Origin of the sequence: Rheinheimera sp. (assembly GCF_965283995.1) — a bacterium.
GTDB lineage: Bacteria > Pseudomonadota > Gammaproteobacteria > Enterobacterales > Alteromonadaceae > Pararheinheimera.
In genome coordinates this window covers 1,478,549-1,495,135 of record NZ_CBDIQG010000001.1, presented here as the reverse complement: position 1 = coordinate 1,495,135, position 16,587 = coordinate 1,478,549, and the positions used below count along the sequence as shown (strand labels likewise).

Below are 16,587 nucleotides of genomic sequence, written 5' to 3'. Positions count from 1 at the left end.
ATTGGTAGTCTGGACCATTGCGAATCAAAAAGGCGGGGTTGGCAAAACCACCTCGACTGTGACACTCGGCGCATTACTCGCTGAACGCGGTTTTCGAGTGTTATTAATTGATACCGATCCGCATGCATCGCTGACCTATTATTTCGGTATTGATGCCGAAGAATTGGAAAACAGTGTTTACGATATTTTTATCCGTGGAAAGAGTATCTCTAAAGAAGAGATTATGCAGTCGCTGTGTCCCAGTGGCGTAAACAACCTGGACATTCTGCCGTCGTCTATGGCGCTGGCAACTTTGGACCGTTCACTCGGTGATAAAGGTGGCATGGGACTGATTCTGAAAAAAGCTCTGGCGAAAGTCGAAGACGAATATGATTATGTGTTAATCGACTGCCCACCGGTGATCGGTGTATTGATGGTTAACGCGATGGCGGCTTGTGATCGGATCCTGATCCCGGTGCAGACTGAGTTTTTGGCACTGAAAGGTTTGGACCGCATGCTTGCCACAATGCAGTTAATGCAGTCGCCAAATCAGCCTGGTTATGCGTTTACGATAGTACCGACTATGTATGATAAGCGCACAAAAGCGTCGCTCGAGGCATATAAGGAATTAAAATCCAAATACGGTGATTTGGTATGGTCTGCGGTGATCCCAATCGACACAAAAATGCGTGATGCCAGCTTGGCCCAAACACCACCGCCAGTCTATGCACCGAAATCGCGTGGAGTCTTTGCTTACAACACGCTGTTGACTTACTTATTACAGCTCAATCAGGAGTCTGCGCATGAGTGATCTGTTCGCCAGCCGCAAGGTGATGCGCAGTTATCTGAATGCGTTGCTGACTGAAGAACAGGAGCCGCCACCGGTCACTGCGGCTGTACAAAAACAGCAGTTGAATAAACTGTTGGCGGAGGTGAAACCTCAGGCAGAAGTGGTTGCACCGCCGGTCAGTAAACCGGCTCCGGTGAAAGAAGTTGTCGTCGCCAAAGTGACAGCGCCAGTGGCACCTGCAATAGCACAGCCTGTGCGTCAGGTCGCTGTGCCGCCGCCAGCGAAACCTGTTGCAGCACCAAAGGAATACCGCAGTGGCAAGTTTCAGGCGCTGTTTTTTGAAGTCGCTGGATTAAAAGTTGCTCTGCCATTAAAAGAACTCGGTGGGATCCACCAGATTGGAACGTTGAATACTCTGCCAGGCAAACCAGACTGGTATAAGGGCGTGATGCTCTATCGTGATCAAAAGATTAATGTCGTGAACACTGCCATGTGGGTTATGCCAGAAAAATATGATCAGGCACTGGCAGAAAAGCTAAACTATCAATATGTTATTATGCTTGGAAAGAGTTCTTGGGGTCTTGCCTGTGAAAAACTGGTGAACACCATTTCCCTTGAACAGGATGATGTGAAGTGGCGTTCATCTGAAGGCAAACGGCCTTGGCTCGCCGGATTAATTAAACAGCATATGTGTGCGTTGTTAGATGTTGAAGCCATGATTGCCCTGTTGGCAAAAGGTGCAGCAAGTTCTGACTAAACGCTGAGAATGAATCAGGTCACTGAAAATGAATCAGGTCGCTGAGAATGAATCAGGTAAAGGAGCGTTAAATGAGTAATTTACTGGCACAGTCCGGCAAAGGCAAAGAGACCACTGATCAGGTACTGCAATGGGTCACGTTTAAGTTACAGGAAGAAACTTACGGTATTAATGTAATGCAGGTACAAGAAGTTCTGCGTTATACCGATATCGCGCCAGTGCCGGGCGCTCCGATGTACGTCCTTGGAATTATTAACCTGCGTGGTAACGTGGTTACCGTTATTGATACCCGCGCACGTTTTGGTTTGCCACCGACCGATGTCACTGAAAACAGCCGAATTGTGATTATCGAAGCTGACAAGCAGGTGATCGGTATTATGGTCGACAGTGTGGCTGAAGTTGTTTATCTGCGGGCTTCTGAGATTGACACAGCGCCGAATGTGGGAACCGACGAAAGTGCGAAGTTCATTCAGGGGGTTTCTAACCGGGATGGCGAACTGTTGATTCTGGTCGATTTGAACAAACTGCTCACTGATGAAGAGTGGGAAGAGATCACCAGTATCTGATGGACACCCTGTGACTTTATCTTTTGAACTCCTCGTGTTGTTAACAGTACCGGCAGCCTCAGCGCTGCTGGTTGTTTTTGTGCTGTGGCAGCACAAAAGACAAAACGAAGAGCAGGTCGCATTGAGCCGGCAGTTTGCTTTAGCACAAGAGCAACTTCAGCTACTGTCGGCGGAACTTGAAGAGATTAGAGCCGGCTTGATAGGGATCGGTCAGCGCGTGCTTAAAGTCGAACAGCAGCAACGGGCATTGAGTCTACAGGTTGATGAAATTGTGGATTCGCAGTTGCAGCTTGCAGAGCAGCAACAAAAAATTGACATGTTCGACCCTGAATCCAAGCTCTACAGCCGGGCAATGAAAATGGTTCAGCTCGGTGCGCCATTAGAAGAAGTGATGCGGGAATGCGAATTACCACGTGCCGAAGCCGAGTTATTGTACAACTTACATAAAAATTAACGACAGTCACCTGTTTGCCCTGCCAATCAGCTTGTCTACCCGCTTTAAATGCCCCTTCAGATAGCGCTGACTACCAAGCTGTACTATGCGTTTCGTCACAGTTTTGTTAAGCTAAACGCCGTTTTTATAATGATCGCAATGGAATTCGCAGATGATTAAAGTCCTGAGTGTCTTTGGTACCCGTCCTGAAGCCATCAAAATGGCCCCACTTGTCAATTTGTTAAAGCAAGATCAATCGATTGATAGCCGTGTCTGCGTGACAGGGCAACACCGGGAAATGCTCGACCAGGTACTGAAACTTTTTCATATAGTACCAGAGTACGATCTGGCTATTATGAAAGCCGGTCAGGATTTATATGACGTTGCGACCAGCATCCTGTTGAATATCAAACCGGTATTGCGGGATTTTCAGCCCGACATCGTACTGGTGCATGGTGATACCAGCACAACATTCGCCGCAGCTTTAGCTTGTTATTATGAGAAAATTGCCGTGGGCCACGTTGAGGCCGGTTTACGTACCGGTAATATCTACAGTCCATGGCCGGAAGAAGCAAATCGGCGGTTAACCGGCGCTATAACCACGCTGCATTTTGCGCCAACTGCAACCTCACGCGATAACTTGTTACGTGAAAATACCGCTGCCGACAGTATCGAAGTGACCGGTAACACAGTGATTGATGCATTGCATCAGGTTGTCGCCAAAATTGATGCAGACGAAGCATTAAGTCAGCAGTTCGCCACAGAATTCCCATATGGCCAGGATGGTCGTCGCCTGATCCTGGTGACCGGCCATCGTCGTGAGAGTTTTGGCGCTGGATTTGAAAATATCTGCGCAGCGTTAAAATCCATTGCTGAACAGTTTCCAGATTGTGATGTCGTCTATCCGGTGCACCTGAATCCAAATGTGCGTGAGCCGGTCTATCGTCTGCTGAGCAATAGCCCGAATGTGCATTTGATCGCTCCACAGGACTATCTGCCTTTTGTTTATCTGATGAGCCGCAGTTATCTGGTGTTGACCGATTCCGGTGGGATCCAGGAAGAAGCGCCGTCGCTGGGTAAACCGGTGCTGGTGATGCGCGATACCACCGAGCGGCCGGAAGCCGTCGCAGCCGGAACAGTCAAACTGGTGGGAACTGACCAGCAGGTGATTGTGTCAGAAGTCCATAAGCTGATGACCGATCCGGCCTATTACGACAGCATGAGTTTTGCGCACAATCCTTATGGTGACGGCTTGGCTTGTGGTCGTATAGTCGAAAGCATCAAACGTCATTTCACCGCCAAGAACTAATCTCAGGAAAAGTATGACTACTGCATTTGAACAGCGGAAACAGAGCTTGCTTGCAAGCCCCGCGACATGGCTTGTGACAGGGTGTGCCGGATTTATAGGGTCAAACTTACTCGAACAGTTGTTAAAACTAAATCAGCAAGTTGTGGGTCTTGATAACTTTGCGACCGGCCACCAGCGTAATTTGGATGAGGTCAAGCAGCTTGTTACTGCAGAACAGTGGCAGAACTTTCGTTTCATTGAGGCGGATATTCGTGATTACTCCAGCTGTGAGCAGGCTGTTCAGGGCGTCGATTATGTCTTACATCAGGCCGCTTTGGGTTCAGTGCCGCGTTCAATAAATGACCCTGTCAGCACTAACGCGACCAATATCAGTGGCTTTCTTAATATGCTACAGGCTGCACGTCAGGCATCTGTGAAAGGTTTTGTTTATGCAGCGTCGAGTTCAACTTATGGCGATCATCCCGCTCTGCCAAAAGTAGAAGCTAACATCGGTAATCCATTGTCACCTTATGCAGTTACTAAGTATGTTAATGAGTTGTATGCTGACGTGTTTTCACGGTGCTACGGTTTTAATGCGGTAGGCTTACGTTACTTCAATGTGTTTGGGCCGCGTCAGGATCCAAACGGCGCGTATGCTGCGGTGATCCCAAAATGGACTGCCGCAATGATTAGTGGCCAGCCGGTGCTTGTCAACGGTGACGGCGAAACCAGCCGGGATTTTTGTTTTGTTGCGAATGCGGTACAGGCAAATATTCTGGCGGCTACAACCGCGCTGGAAAAAGCAGAAGTATTTAATGTTGCTGTGGGTGATCGCACAACTTTAAACGATTTGTTCAATGCAATCCGCGACACCTTGGCTAATAATGGCGCTCATTATCAATTGGCACCGGTCTATCAGGAGTTCCGTGCCGGTGACGTCCGACACTCACAGGCTGATGTTTCAAAGGCCAGGCAAATCCTTGGATTTGAACCCAGCCATACTATCTGGCAAGGGCTGGACGTTGCGATGCCTTGGTATTTGAGACAGTGATCATCAGCTTTTGAATCAGCGCCAGTGCCTGTAATAGCGGCATTTGGCGTTTTTGTCGTTGTTTGTTTGCAGTGTATGCATCACTTAGGTGGTGCTCAGGTCGGAGCAAAAGTGTGGCCAGTTTGATAAAAAGAGTAATGTTGTTGCTGACTGTCGTTTGTGTTTTACAGGCGGTCGCAGCCGTGACGCCGTCACCGGCCATGATGGCGCAGTTAAAAAAGCTGCCGAAATCAGAACAAATGAAGATTGCGAAGCAGTATGGTTTTGACTTGGCTGAACTCGATGCTAAAAACAGCAACTCTTCGAAAGATTTGCAGGAACCGGGCGAAGTTATTGCTGAACCTTTGCAGCCGGACGAGCGCACTGAAGTTAAAGACAAAGAGCTGCAAAAAGACCAGCAAGATCCAAAAAAGCCAGTACGCTACGGTTTACAAATTTTTGATGCCAGCATCAGTACTTTTGCGCCTGTTGGGAATATCCCGGTGCCGGATAACTATGTCCTGGGGCCAGATGACGAACTGCTGGTACAGTTATTTGGTAAAGAAAATTCAAGCGAAAAGGTACTGATCGACCGCGATGGCACTGCGATAGTCCCCGGATTCCCGCCTTTTCAGCTTGCCGGCCTGTCATTTTCCAAAGCAAAATCACTGATTGTCGAGCGGATCCGGCAACAAAATATCGGTGTTGATGTTGCTGTTAGCATGGGACAATTGCGCACAATCAGCGTATTTGTTGCCGGTGAGGCAAAATTTCCGGGTTCTTATACGGTTTCTGCGCTCAGTACTGTGACCCAGGCTCTGTTTGTGGCCGGTGGTATCAGTGACATCGGCTCATTACGCGAAATCAAAGTTAAAAGAGCCGGTGTTGAAGTCGCCAGTTTTGATTTATATCAGCTGCTCATTCATGGTGATTCACGTAATGACGTTAATTTACGTCACGGAGATGTCATTTTCGTTTCTCCGGTGCAAAAACTGGCGGAAGTGTCTGGTGAAGTCCAACGTCCCGCGATCTATGAAATTCGTAGTGGTGAAACAGTTGGTGATCTGGTCACAATGGCCGGAGGCAGTAAAGCCGGTGCTTTCCCACAGAAAGTGATAATTGAACGTTTTAATCAGGACAATGTCCGGACCTTGCTCAATATCAATCTGACGAATGCCAAAGACCGTGCCCAAGCTGTGCAAAATGGTGATTTGGTTAGGATTGGACAGACATCAAAACGAGTTGAACACGTCGTTACCGTAGCAGGGGCCGTAGTTCGACCCGGACAATATGCCTGGACACCTGGATTGCGGTTAAATCAGTTGATTGGATCATTGTGGTCTGATTTGCACCTCACAGTCGATTTGGATTATGCGCTGGTAGTTCGTGAAATTAGTACGACCGGTGATCTGAAAGTGTTGCAGTTTAATCTTGGGGACGCTATTACAAAAATCGGCAGCCCAGAGAATCTTGAGTTATCGCCACGTGATTTGGTGCTGGTGTTCCACCATGGTGAACAATCTTACATGCGTTCTGAGCTTGATAAGTATTTATATGAAAAGTTGTTGAAACAGTATCCGGAGAAACAGCTTTTTGCCAAAACTGAGCCAGTACTGGATGAGAAATCACCACAACCATTTAAAGTGGATGTTGCTGCCCTGACCAATCAGGCGTTTGCCGCTGTCGCTGAAAAAATAGTGGAGGAGCAATTAAAGCCGGGTGTCGCTCCCGAGCCGGTGAAAATTCAGCCTAATGTCGAGCATAAAGCCTATCTGAAGTCTTTAATGCAGGAGTTTTTGACTGGTCTGTATTACGAACCTGAAGCGTTGCAACTGTCTGCACACCTGACCCGGACCGAGCTATTGTTTCCATTGTTGCAGAAATTGCGACAACAAGCCCGTTTTAATGCTATGACCAAAGTGGTGTCGGTATACGGTGAAGTCAAATTACCAGGTGAGTATCCTCTTGCCGAAAACGCCGGGGTGGAGCAACTCATAACCGCAGCTGGCGGCCTGAACGACAGTGCTTATCTGGAAAAAGCCGAACTCACCCGTCTGCTGAAGCAAAACGAACAACAGTCGGGTCTGCGGGTACAACACCAGAATGTAAACCTGATTGAAGTGCTACAAGGCACGTCGAAGGTAAAACTTGCCAGCCGGGATCGCTTAACTGTTTTTTCGGTACCGGACTGGAATATTGAACGTACCATTTCTTTGACCGGCCAGTTGCGTTTTCCTGGGAAATACACAATTCAGCAAGGCGAAAAGTTGTCAGCAGTTCTGGCGCGCGCCGGTGGCCTGACTAATGATGGTTTTGCCCGAGGGGCTATTTTCACCCGTAAACAAATCCGGGAGCAGGAAGGCCAGCAGCTCAGTAAATTAATGCAGCAGTTACGTTCTGATATTGCGGCAAAAAATCTGTCGGCAGAGTCCGACAGCGCTCAGACCAAACCTGAAGATGCAATCATGATGATTGCGGAAATAGAAAAGACCAAGCCTATAGGTCGCCTAGTTATTGACCTTGAAGCGGTGTTAAAAGCCGACCCTGAGTTCGATTTACTGGTCGAAGAAGGAGATGAGCTTTACGTACCAACTGCACAGACCACTGTGTCAGTGGTCGGTGAAGTGCAGCATGCTTCCAGTCATCGGTTTAAATCAGGTATGACTGTGGATGATTATCTGCAACTGGCTGGCGGTTTCCGTAAACGTTCAGACGATGATCGGGTTTACGTCATCAGGGCCGACGGTTCTGTATTTATCCCGGGCCGTAATGCATGGTTTGCTGTCAGCAATTCTGCATTGCAACCCGGTGATACGATTGTCGTACCTTTAGATACTGATTACAGCTCAAGCCTGTCGCTGTGGAGCAAGGTTACGACGATTATTTCGCAGAGTATTGTTGCTCTGGCGGCCATTAATAATGTTTCGAATTAAAGCTGAGAGATGTTGTGGTTAATAACGGTTTAGAAACTGATCAGGTAGCTTTTCGTACTTTGTGTGCAGCAATGTATCGACTTCGTTATATCTGCATTGCCTGGCTGATCTTAGTCGCAGGTGTTGCGGTATACGTGGCATTGCAGTTACCTAATCAATACAGGTCCGTTGCGACGCTGGTCGCGAATGAACCTTCAGGGAAATTATCCGGCATCTCGGCGTCTCTTGGCAGCGTCGGTTCACTGGCGGGGCTCGGTATTGGTGGTGGAACAGAAAAGAAGTCTGTGGTGGCCATCGAAATGATGAAGTCTCGGCAGTTCTTTAGTAGTTTTTTGCAGAAAAATGATATCAAACTGGCGCTGATGGCTGCCAGCGATTGGGATCCGGTTGCTGACAAGCTGCTATATGATGAGCAAATTTATGACACATCCAGTGCGACCTGGGTTCGCAAACCGGTAGGACTGCGCCATGCCGAGCCATCAGTACAGGAATGCTTTGAAGCGTTTATGCGGATTTTCTCAGTGTCACAAGACAAGCTGACCGGCGTGGTGACACTTTCTATCGAATTTATGTCACCGCCTCTGGCGCAACAATGGTTGCAGTTGTATATCGACGAAGTCAATTTGCAAATGCGCTTGAGAGATGTCAAAGAGGCCGAAGACTCTATTCGTTTCATTGAAGATAAAATTCAGAACACAGACCTCGCCGAGGTTCGTGCAGTGATGTATTCCATGCTGGAGGAGCATCACAAAACCCTGGTCGTAGCGAATATTAGATCTGATTATGTTTTTAAGTCGATTGATCCTCCATCGCTTTCTGATTTGAAAGCGGGTCCGGCGCGCAGTCTGATTGTATTAGGTGCGTTGTTGGCAGCGCTGTTGTTATTTGTGCTTGGCACATTAGCAAAGTTGCTCTGGAGCCAAAATATCAAAGCGGGTTCGAAAAAGGATTGAAGTTATGTTGCATGATTTAACACAGGTCAAAATCGCGATTATTGGTCTCGGCTATGTCGGCTTGCCTCTGGCGGTTGAATTTGGCAAAAAGTACCAGACCCTGGGCTTTGATATTAACCGGGCGCGCATTGCAGAACTGCAGCGCGGTGAGGATCACACGCTGGAGGTATCGCCGGCGGAACTGAGTGAAGCCCATCACTTGCAGTACAGCGCAGATCTGGACGCATTAAAGCAGGCCAATTTTTACATCGTGACAGTTCCTACTCCGATTGATCAGCATCGTCAGCCCGATCTGACACCGCTGCTTAAAGCCTCAGAGACCCTGGGGAAAGTGATCAAAGCGGGGGATATTGTGGTATATGAATCCACCGTATACCCAGGCGCGACCGAAGAAGATTGTATTCCGGTGATTGAGCGAGTCTCAGGGCTCAAGTTCAATAAGGATTTTTTTGCCGGCTATAGTCCGGAACGGATTAATCCCGGTGACAAAGAGCATCGTGTCACCAATATTCGCAAAGTGACCTCTGGTTCTACCGCCGAAGTCGCCAAATTCGTCGACGCGGTCTATGCCAGCATTATCACCGCCGGTACTTATCTGGCTTCCGGAATTAAAGTCGCTGAAGCGGCTAAAGTCATCGAAAACACCCAACGTGACCTGAATATCGCCCTGATTAATGAACTGGCGGTGATTTTTAATCGCATGGGAATTGATACCGAAGAAGTATTATTGGCGGCCGGTACCAAGTGGAATTTCTTGCCGTTCCGGCCGGGTCTGGTCGGTGGTCATTGCATCGGCGTCGATCCTTATTATCTGACGCACAAAGCACAGGCACTCGGTTATCATCCCGAAGTCATCCTGGCAGGTCGACGCATCAACGATGGCATGGGCAAATATGTGGTGTCGCAGCTGGTCAAACAGATGATCCGCCAGCAGATGCCGGTTTCTGGTGCCAAAGTGCTGGTGTTGGGGTTGACGTTTAAAGAGAACTGTCCAGATATCCGCAATACTAAAGTGGTGGATATTCTGGCAGAGCTGCAGGAATACGGCATGCAAGCCGATGTGTTTGATCCCTGGATTGATCACGCAGAAGCACAACATGAATATGGTCTGACTCCTTTACAAACACCGGTCGCCGGCCATTATGACGCCATTATTCTGGCGGTTGCGCATAAGCAATTTCGCGAACTCGGGTCTGCAGGGATCCGTGCTTTGGGCAAGCCACAACATGTATTGTATGACCTGAAATATGTGCTGCCACGTGATCAATCTGATCTGCGCCTGTGACCCTGTTGTAGAAGATAGCTATGCTTAAAATTTTAGTAACAGGCGGAGCCGGTTTTATCGGTTCCGCGGTCGTGCGGCATATTATTCGCCATAGTCAGGATCAGGTACTCAATCTCGACAAACTGACCTATGCCGGTAATCTGCAGTCATTGCAGGAAGTGAGTAGCGATCCGCGCTATCAGTTTGTGCAAATGGATATTTGTGACCAATATAAAGTGCTTGGTGAGTTAGAACGCTTCCAGCCGGACGTTGTAATGCATCTGGCGGCAGAAAGCCACGTCGACCGCTCGATTGATGGCCCTTCAGCTTTTATCCAAACCAATATTGTCGGGACTTATAGTCTGCTTGAAGCGTGCCGGCAGTATTGGCTACAGTTGCCACATGCGCGGCAACAAAGCTTCCGCTTTCATCATATTTCCACCGATGAAGTGTATGGCGACTTGCACGGTACTGAGGATTTGTTTACTGAAACCACACCTTATGCGCCAAGCAGTCCTTATTCTGCATCAAAAGCTGCCAGTGATCATTTAGTCAGGGCTTGGCACCGGACTTATGGTTTGCCGGTGCTGCTGACCAATTGCTCCAATAACTATGGACCTTTCCATTTTCCGGAAAAACTCATCCCGCTGGTGATCCTAAATGCGCTGGCCGGGAAGCCATTGCCAGTGTATGGCAATGGTCAACAGGTCCGTGATTGGCTTTATGTAGAGGATCACGCTTCGGCTCTATACTGTGTAGCAACCCGCGGATTGGTTGGTGAAACCTATAACATTGGCGGTCACAACGAAAAGAAAAATATCGAAGTGGTCGAGTCGATTTGCAGCTTGCTCGATGAGCTGGTTCCGCAGAAACCGGGTAATATTGAGCATTATCGTGAACTAATTCAGTTTGTGCAGGACAGGCCCGGGCACGACCACAGGTACGCCATTGATGCTGCAAAAATCAGCCGCGATCTTGAATGGCAACCCGCACAGACATTTGAGTCCGGATTACGTAAAACAGTGATGTGGTATTTGCAAAATAGAGATTGGTGGCAGGCGGTGTTAAATGGCAGTTACCAAATGGAAAGATTAGGGACAGGAGTGTCCGGCGAATGAAAGGTATTGTGCTAGCTGGTGGTTCCGGCACCCGTTTATTTCCGATCACTCAAGGCGTGTCGAAGCAACTGCTACCAGTGTATGACAAGCCTATGATTTATTATCCTTTGTCGGTATTGATGCTGGCTGGGATCCGCGACATTCTGCTGATCACGACGGCCGAAGATCAGGCATCGTTTCAGCGTTTGCTGGGAGATGGCAGTGCTTTTGGTATTGATTTGAGTTATGCAGTTCAACCTAACCCAGATGGACTGGCGCAGGCCTTTATTATCGGTGAACAGTTTATCGGTAATGATCAGGTGTGTTTGGTTCTTGGCGATAACATTTTTTATGGCCAGGGATTTAGCCCGAAACTGAAAAAAGCAGCAGCGCGCAGCACAGGTGCGACTATTTTTGGCTATCAGGTCAAAGATCCACAACGTTTCGGTGTGGTCGAGTTCGACTCTGAGCAAAAAGTATTGTCGATTGAAGAAAAACCAACCAAACCCAAGTCAAACTACGCCGCAACAGGCTTGTATTTTTATGACAATCAGGTCGCGGCTATTGCTAAAACTATCCAGCCTTCCGCCCGTGGCGAGCTGGAAATTACCAGTGTCAATCAGGTCTACCTGGAGCAGGGCAGTTTACAGATGGAAATGTTAGGGCGAGGATTCGCCTGGCTTGATACCGGTACACACGAAAGTTTGCTGGAAGCGAGTATGTTTGTGCAAACCATCGAGCATCGTCAGGGTTTTAAAATTGCGGCTCTGGAAGAGATTGCGTTTAATCAGGGCTGGATTGACAGCCGTCAACTGCTGGCCCGGGCGGATTTAATGGCCAAAAATACATACGGTGAATACCTGCGAGGATTATTGGCGTGATGCAAATTCCGGTAAACCGGCCTTATCAGCCGCCGTTCGGGCAATATCAGGCTTACCTGGAACGCGCGTATGCAAATAATTGGCTGACAAATAATGGACCTTTGGTGCAGGAGCTGAAAAGCCGACTGGAGGAATATCTTGGTGTCCGCCATTTGCTACTGGTCGCCAATGGTACCCTGGCGATGCAACTGGCCTATCGCGCTTTGCAGGTGCGTGGCAGCGCCATTACTACGCCTTTTACCTTTATCGCTACCAGCAGTTCTTTGCAGTGGGAAGGGATCAGGCCTGAATTTGCCGATATCAATGCGGCAAGCTTTAACCTGGATGCCGCAGCGGTTAGTGCACAGATGCATGCTGGCGTCAGCGCCGTAGTGCCCGTGCATGTATATGGGAATCCTTGTGATGTTGAAGCTTTTGAAACCCTGCGCGCCCAGCATGATGTAAAAGTGATTTATGATGCGGCGCATGCGTTTGCGGTGAAAGTAGGCAACCGTAGTGTGCTCAGTTATGGCGATGCTTCAACGCTCAGTTTCCATGCGACAAAGGTCTTCCACACCGTGGAAGGTGGTGCTGTTGTATTTCGCGACGCTGATGCATATTCCGCCGCGGAGCAAATGACCAACTTTGGCATAATTAGCGGCAACAAAGGCATCGCAGGCCCCGGCATTAATTGCAAAATGAGTGAAGTCCATGCCGCCATGGGATTGGCTGTACTGGATAACATCGCGCAAGTGCTTGCACGCCGGATTGCGGCTTTTCAGCACTATAAGCATCTGTTAGCGGACGTTGTCAGTCTGCCGCAGTGGCATAGTGATGCCAATGAGAACGGTGCTTATTTCCCGATGCTGCTCGCTACCAATGAACAGTCGGAGCGGGTACTAGCCGCGCTGGCGACTGCCGGGGTCACGGCGCGACGCTATTTTGCTCCGGCGCTGCATAGTCTCAAAGATTATCAGTATCCAGGCATGGCTCCTTGTCCGGTGGCGGCTGATTATGCCAGCCGTACCTTATGTTTGCCGTTGTTTTACGATTTAACCGACGCAGAAATCCGTTATGTCGCACAGCTGGTCCGGCAGAGTCTCTGAGCATGGCATTGTTATCCCGACAACAACTACTGGAGATGGGATTTGCTGAGGTTGGCGATCCTGTGTTTATCTCGGATAAAGCCAGTTTTTATGGCTGCAGCAGGATCCGGCTCGGTCATCATGTCCGCATTGACGATTTTGCCGTGTTGTCGGCTGGTGAAGGTGGCATCTCTATCGGTAATTATATTCACATTGCGGTGTATTCCAGCTTGATCGGTGCGGGAAGCATCCGTATCGATGATTTTGCCAATATCTCGTCCCGTGTTTCTGTATACAGCTCCAGCGACGATTACTCGGGCGAGACTATGACCAATCCGATGGTTCCTGACGCATACAAAGCAGTGCAGCATGCGCCGGTGCTGATTGGTCGTCACGTTATTATCGGTGCCGGTACTGTGGTATTGCCAGGGGTCACTTTGGCGGAAGGGGCCGCCATTGGTGCGCTGAGCTTGGTCAACAAGGATTGTGCGCCATTTGGGATCTATGCCGGAGTGCCGGCAGTATGGCGTAAAGCCCGGTCGCAACAATTGCTGGCAACAGAGCAAGCCTTTTTGTCGCAAACCCCTGATATCAAACCATGACGCTCAAACGCAATCTGATCGCCGGTTACGCCGGTCAGCTATATGTCGCCTTGATCGGTATTCTGATGTTGCCGTTGTTTCTGACGCTGTTGGGCCGGGAAAGTTATGGTCTGATTGGATTGTTTTCGTCGCTTCAGACCGTGTTTTTGTTGCTGGATTTAGGCCTCAGCCAGACGATTGCCCGTGAAACATCCTGTTTCAGCTCCGGCGCTTTGCCGGCGAAAGTATTTTTGCAGCGTTACCGTGCAGTACTGATAGCATTTTTGCTGATCGCACTACTTGGTGGCACATTGTTATTTGCAAGTGCCGGCTGGCTGGCGAATAGCTGGCTGCATACTGAGCAAATGGCTGTGGTAGAGGCACAATATGCGTTACAGGTAATTGCTGCGGTAGTGGCAATGCGGTGGTTTAGCGGCATTTTTCGCGGTGTGATTTCGGGTGCAGAGCGACTGGTCTGGTTAAATGGTTTCAACAGCCTGATCGCGACGTTCCGTTTTGTCTGTGTATTTCTGGTATTTGAATGGTTCGGTTATACCATTTTGGTATTTTTCTGGTACCAGTTGTTGCTGTCCGTGCTTGAGGTATTGTTGCTCTATGGCAAATCACGCAGCCTGTTACCAGCCAACATTGCTGGCGTCGGTTGGAGTTTACGCCCGCTGCTAGCCATAGGCCGGTTTGCATTCGGCGTGGCCGGCACCTCCGTAATTTGGGTGATTGTTACGCAGCTGGACAAGTTGTTGATCAGCGGTTTGGTGACATTGGCAGATTTTGGCCTGTTTAACCTTGCGATCACCGTCGCGAGTGGCCTGTTAGTGGTTACCGGACCGGTGGGCGCCGCCCTGATGCCGCGCCTGACCAATTTGTTTGCTGAAAAAAACAATGAAGCTTTTGTCCAGACGTATCGCAAAGCATCCCAACTGGTTGCGGTGGTGGCCGGTTCAGTTTGTTTTAGCATCATGGCCAGCGCAGAGCCGCTGCTGGCGAGTTGGACCGGCGATGCGCAGCTGGCGGCGGACAGTGCCAATGTGCTGCGCTGGTATATTCTCGGCAATTTTTTTCTCAGCCTGAATGTATTCCCATATTATCTGCAATATGCCTGTGGGATGACCCGGTATCATGTTTACGGTCATTTGCTATTGCTACTGGTGCTGGTGCCGGCGATGTTGCTTGCCGTGAAAATAGCTGGAATTCAGGGGGCAGCCTGGTGCTGGGCCGCGGTACATGCGTTGTATTTTCTGGGATGGGTGGCATACAGCCACCATAAGTTACTGCCGGGCATACACCGGCGCTGGCTTGTTGCTGACTTATTACCAGTGTTGGTGCCGGCAATGGCTCTGGCGTTGTTCTGGTCGTTTTGGCTTGATGTGCATGCCAGTCGTTGGCTGAATTTGCTGTTATGCTGCGCAGTTGGTGCCTCGGTTATGCTGGTATCGGTTGCAGGATGCCGTTGGATGCGAGATGCTGTGCTGAGCATATGGCGCGGTGACAGTAGTCGTGGATTGTCGTGAGTAATGAATTGATAAAAGTGAATGTGTGTGTGGTGACCTACAATCAGCAGGATTTTATCCGGCAGTGTCTGGATAGTATCTTAAGTCAGCAGACGGATTTCGTCTTTAATCTGCTGGTGGCCGATGATTGCTCTACTGACCGGACTCCGGCGATCCTCGCTGAGTACCAGTCGCGTTATCCGCAGCAGGTCATCTTGCTGCAACGGTCAAAAAACCTGGGCGCGTATCAGAATTTCAAAGATGTTCATCAGCAGGCGTCGGCGCCATATGTCTGCCACTGTGATGGCGACGATTATTGGTTGCCAGGGAAGTTGCAGGTGCAAGCCGATTATCTTGATCGCCATCCCGACTGCAATGTGGTGTTTACCCGCACTTTAGTGGAATACGCGCCGGATGAATTGGTGGAAGACAACATTACACCTGACTTTGTGCCTGAACATGGCTTTCGCCGGGCAGATGTATTGCGGATGATCTCGATCGGGACGAACTCGTCAAAAATGTACCGCCGGCCGGCCCGACCATATCCGTATCCGGATATTCCGGTCCTGGATTATTTTGAAACGGTTGAGCAGACAGCGGACGGTTATGCTACCTATGTCAGCAATACCTGCTATTCGGTATATCGCGCCGGTATCGGTATTGCAAGTCAGGGCCTGTCGACCCGTTATGCATTGCATCAGAACTTCCGCTATTTCGCCAAACGTTTCCCGCATGAACGCGCACAGGTGAATACTGCAGCCTTGTTTCTATTTCTGGCAGATCTGAAAAATCGTCGGCAAAGCTGGAAAAGTGGGCTGGCTACGTTTATCGCCACCTTCCACCCAGCGGTCTGCCTGCATGCATTCAAGGCAGTGAAACAGCTGAAAACCCTGAGAAACCCGGAACGGAACTGAGCTATGTGGCGTGAATTAAAACAGGACCTGTGGGCACAAAGTAATGGTGGCAGTGTCAGCGCCCGGTTAAAAATTGCATTGTTAAATCACAGCTTTCATCTGGTATTTTTTATTCGGTTAGGCAGCGCATGCCGCCGTGTGCCGTTGATTGGCCGCATTTTGCAGCATCTGGTGGAGTATTTCATCCGGCTGGTATTTGCCAGTGATATTTCGTGTGCGGCGTCGATAGCCGGCGGTGTGAATATCATGCATGGCCACGACATTGTGATTGGCAGCGGTGTGGTCATCGGACCAAATTGCAAGATATTTAATGGTGTGACTATGGGAAATAAAGACACGGAGTCAACCCTGATTGCGCAACCTGTGCTCGAAGAAGGAGTGATTGTTGGTACCGGAGCCAAACTGCTTGGCCAGATCCGGATTGGTGCCTATGCCAAAATCGGTGCCAATAGTGTGGTGTTAAAAGATGTCCCTGCGGGTGAAGTGTGGGCGGGTGTACCGGCCAAAAATATTCTGCATGTCTCTTCATAAAACTGGTTCTGGACGGCT

At 49.3% G+C, this 16,587-nt stretch carries 16 protein-coding genes; all 16 read left to right on the top strand.

Going from position 1 to position 16,587, the window contains the following annotated elements:
* The first annotated feature begins 1 nt into the window (after position 1).
* The 16 genes from ACQ66Q_RS06830 (at position 2) to ACQ66Q_RS06755 (ending at position 16,569) form a co-directional block, all read left to right on the top strand.
* A complete protein-coding gene (locus tag ACQ66Q_RS06830; protein WP_377247381.1) occupies positions 2–790 on the top strand; it encodes a ParA family protein in 789 nt (262 codons plus the stop codon).
* Positions 783–1,526 (top strand): chemotaxis protein CheW, encoded by a 744-nt coding sequence (locus ACQ66Q_RS06825; protein ID WP_430456106.1) that lies wholly within the window; start codon positions 783–785, stop codon positions 1,524–1,526. The genes ACQ66Q_RS06830 and ACQ66Q_RS06825 overlap by 8 nt, the downstream gene beginning before the upstream one ends.
* 71 nt (positions 1,527–1,597) lie before the next feature.
* The gene (locus ACQ66Q_RS06820) at positions 1,598–2,092 is read left to right on the top strand and encodes a chemotaxis protein CheW (RefSeq protein ID WP_430456105.1); all 495 of its coding nucleotides are present in this window, start codon (positions 1,598–1,600) and stop codon (positions 2,090–2,092) included.
* Between the two features lie 10 nt (positions 2,093–2,102).
* Positions 2,103–2,546, top strand: coding sequence for a DUF2802 domain-containing protein (locus ACQ66Q_RS06815; RefSeq protein WP_430456104.1), 444 nt, complete (start codon positions 2,103–2,105; stop codon positions 2,544–2,546).
* A gap of 151 nt (positions 2,547–2,697) precedes the next feature.
* A complete protein-coding gene (gene wecB, locus ACQ66Q_RS06810; protein WP_430456103.1) occupies positions 2,698–3,834 on the top strand; it encodes a non-hydrolyzing UDP-N-acetylglucosamine 2-epimerase in 1,137 nt (378 codons plus the stop codon).
* 13 nt (positions 3,835–3,847) lie between these two features.
* Entirely contained in the window at positions 3,848–4,864 is a 1,017-nt protein-coding gene (locus tag ACQ66Q_RS06805) for an SDR family oxidoreductase (protein WP_430456102.1), read from the top strand.
* A gap of 113 nt (positions 4,865–4,977) precedes the next feature.
* The gene (locus ACQ66Q_RS06800; RefSeq protein ID WP_430456101.1) at positions 4,978–7,776 is read left to right on the top strand and encodes an SLBB domain-containing protein; all 2,799 of its coding nucleotides are present in this window, start codon (positions 4,978–4,980) and stop codon (positions 7,774–7,776) included.
* Between the two features lie 14 nt (positions 7,777–7,790).
* Positions 7,791–8,729: an LPS O-antigen length regulator gene (locus tag ACQ66Q_RS06795; protein ID WP_430456100.1), complete on the top strand. Its 939-nt coding sequence runs from the start codon at positions 7,791–7,793 to the stop codon at positions 8,727–8,729.
* 4 nt (positions 8,730–8,733) lie between these two features.
* A complete protein-coding gene (gene tviB, locus ACQ66Q_RS06790) occupies positions 8,734–10,014 on the top strand; it encodes a Vi polysaccharide biosynthesis UDP-N-acetylglucosamine C-6 dehydrogenase TviB (RefSeq protein WP_430456099.1) in 1,281 nt (426 codons plus the stop codon).
* Positions 10,015–10,034: 20 nt separating this feature from the next.
* Complete coding sequence (gene rfbB / locus ACQ66Q_RS06785) at positions 10,035–11,111, top strand: dTDP-glucose 4,6-dehydratase (RefSeq protein ID WP_430456098.1); 1,077 nt, start codon at positions 10,035–10,037, stop codon at positions 11,109–11,111.
* On the top strand, positions 11,108–11,971 hold the full coding sequence (rfbA, locus tag ACQ66Q_RS06780) for a glucose-1-phosphate thymidylyltransferase RfbA (RefSeq protein WP_430456097.1): 864 nt from the start codon (positions 11,108–11,110) through the stop codon (positions 11,969–11,971). The genes rfbB and rfbA overlap by 4 nt, the downstream gene beginning before the upstream one ends.
* Entirely contained in the window at positions 11,971–13,056 is a 1,086-nt protein-coding gene (locus ACQ66Q_RS06775; protein WP_430456096.1) for a DegT/DnrJ/EryC1/StrS family aminotransferase, read from the top strand. The genes rfbA and ACQ66Q_RS06775 overlap by 1 nt, the downstream gene beginning before the upstream one ends.
* 2 nt (positions 13,057–13,058) lie before the next feature.
* Positions 13,059–13,637, top strand: coding sequence for an acyltransferase (locus ACQ66Q_RS06770; protein ID WP_430456095.1), 579 nt, complete (start codon positions 13,059–13,061; stop codon positions 13,635–13,637).
* Positions 13,634–15,145 (top strand): lipopolysaccharide biosynthesis protein, encoded by a 1,512-nt coding sequence (locus tag ACQ66Q_RS06765; protein WP_430456094.1) that lies wholly within the window; start codon positions 13,634–13,636, stop codon positions 15,143–15,145. The genes ACQ66Q_RS06770 and ACQ66Q_RS06765 overlap by 4 nt, the downstream gene beginning before the upstream one ends.
* Entirely contained in the window at positions 15,142–16,038 is an 897-nt protein-coding gene (locus ACQ66Q_RS06760; protein ID WP_430456093.1) for a glycosyltransferase, read from the top strand. The genes ACQ66Q_RS06765 and ACQ66Q_RS06760 overlap by 4 nt, the downstream gene beginning before the upstream one ends.
* Before the next feature lie 3 nt (positions 16,039–16,041).
* Positions 16,042–16,569, top strand: coding sequence for a serine O-acetyltransferase (locus tag ACQ66Q_RS06755; RefSeq protein WP_430456092.1), 528 nt, complete (start codon positions 16,042–16,044; stop codon positions 16,567–16,569).
* Positions 16,570–16,587: the final 18 nt, after the last annotated feature.

Excerpts from the sequence above, each read along its gene's own strand:
- ACQ66Q_RS06825 (WP_430456106.1), top strand. The coding sequence starts at position 783 with ATGAGTGATCTGTTCGCCAGCCGCAAGGTGATGCGCAGTTATCTGAAT.
- ACQ66Q_RS06820 (WP_430456105.1), top strand. The coding sequence starts at position 1,598 with ATGAGTAATTTACTGGCACAGTCCGGCAAAGGCAAAGAGACCACTGAT.
- wecB (WP_430456103.1), top strand. The coding sequence starts at position 2,698 with ATGATTAAAGTCCTGAGTGTCTTTGGTACCCGTCCTGAAGCCATCAAA.
- ACQ66Q_RS06805 (WP_430456102.1), top strand. The coding sequence starts at position 3,848 with ATGACTACTGCATTTGAACAGCGGAAACAGAGCTTGCTTGCAAGCCCC.
- tviB (WP_430456099.1), top strand. The coding sequence starts at position 8,734 with ATGTTGCATGATTTAACACAGGTCAAAATCGCGATTATTGGTCTCGGC.
- rfbB (WP_430456098.1), top strand. The coding sequence starts at position 10,035 with ATGCTTAAAATTTTAGTAACAGGCGGAGCCGGTTTTATCGGTTCCGCG.
- rfbA (WP_430456097.1), top strand. The coding sequence starts at position 11,108 with ATGAAAGGTATTGTGCTAGCTGGTGGTTCCGGCACCCGTTTATTTCCG.
- ACQ66Q_RS06775 (WP_430456096.1), top strand. The coding sequence starts at position 11,971 with ATGCAAATTCCGGTAAACCGGCCTTATCAGCCGCCGTTCGGGCAATAT.
- ACQ66Q_RS06770 (WP_430456095.1), top strand. The coding sequence starts at position 13,059 with ATGGCATTGTTATCCCGACAACAACTACTGGAGATGGGATTTGCTGAG.
- ACQ66Q_RS06765 (WP_430456094.1), top strand. The coding sequence starts at position 13,634 with ATGACGCTCAAACGCAATCTGATCGCCGGTTACGCCGGTCAGCTATAT.
- ACQ66Q_RS06755 (WP_430456092.1), top strand. The coding sequence starts at position 16,042 with ATGTGGCGTGAATTAAAACAGGACCTGTGGGCACAAAGTAATGGTGGC.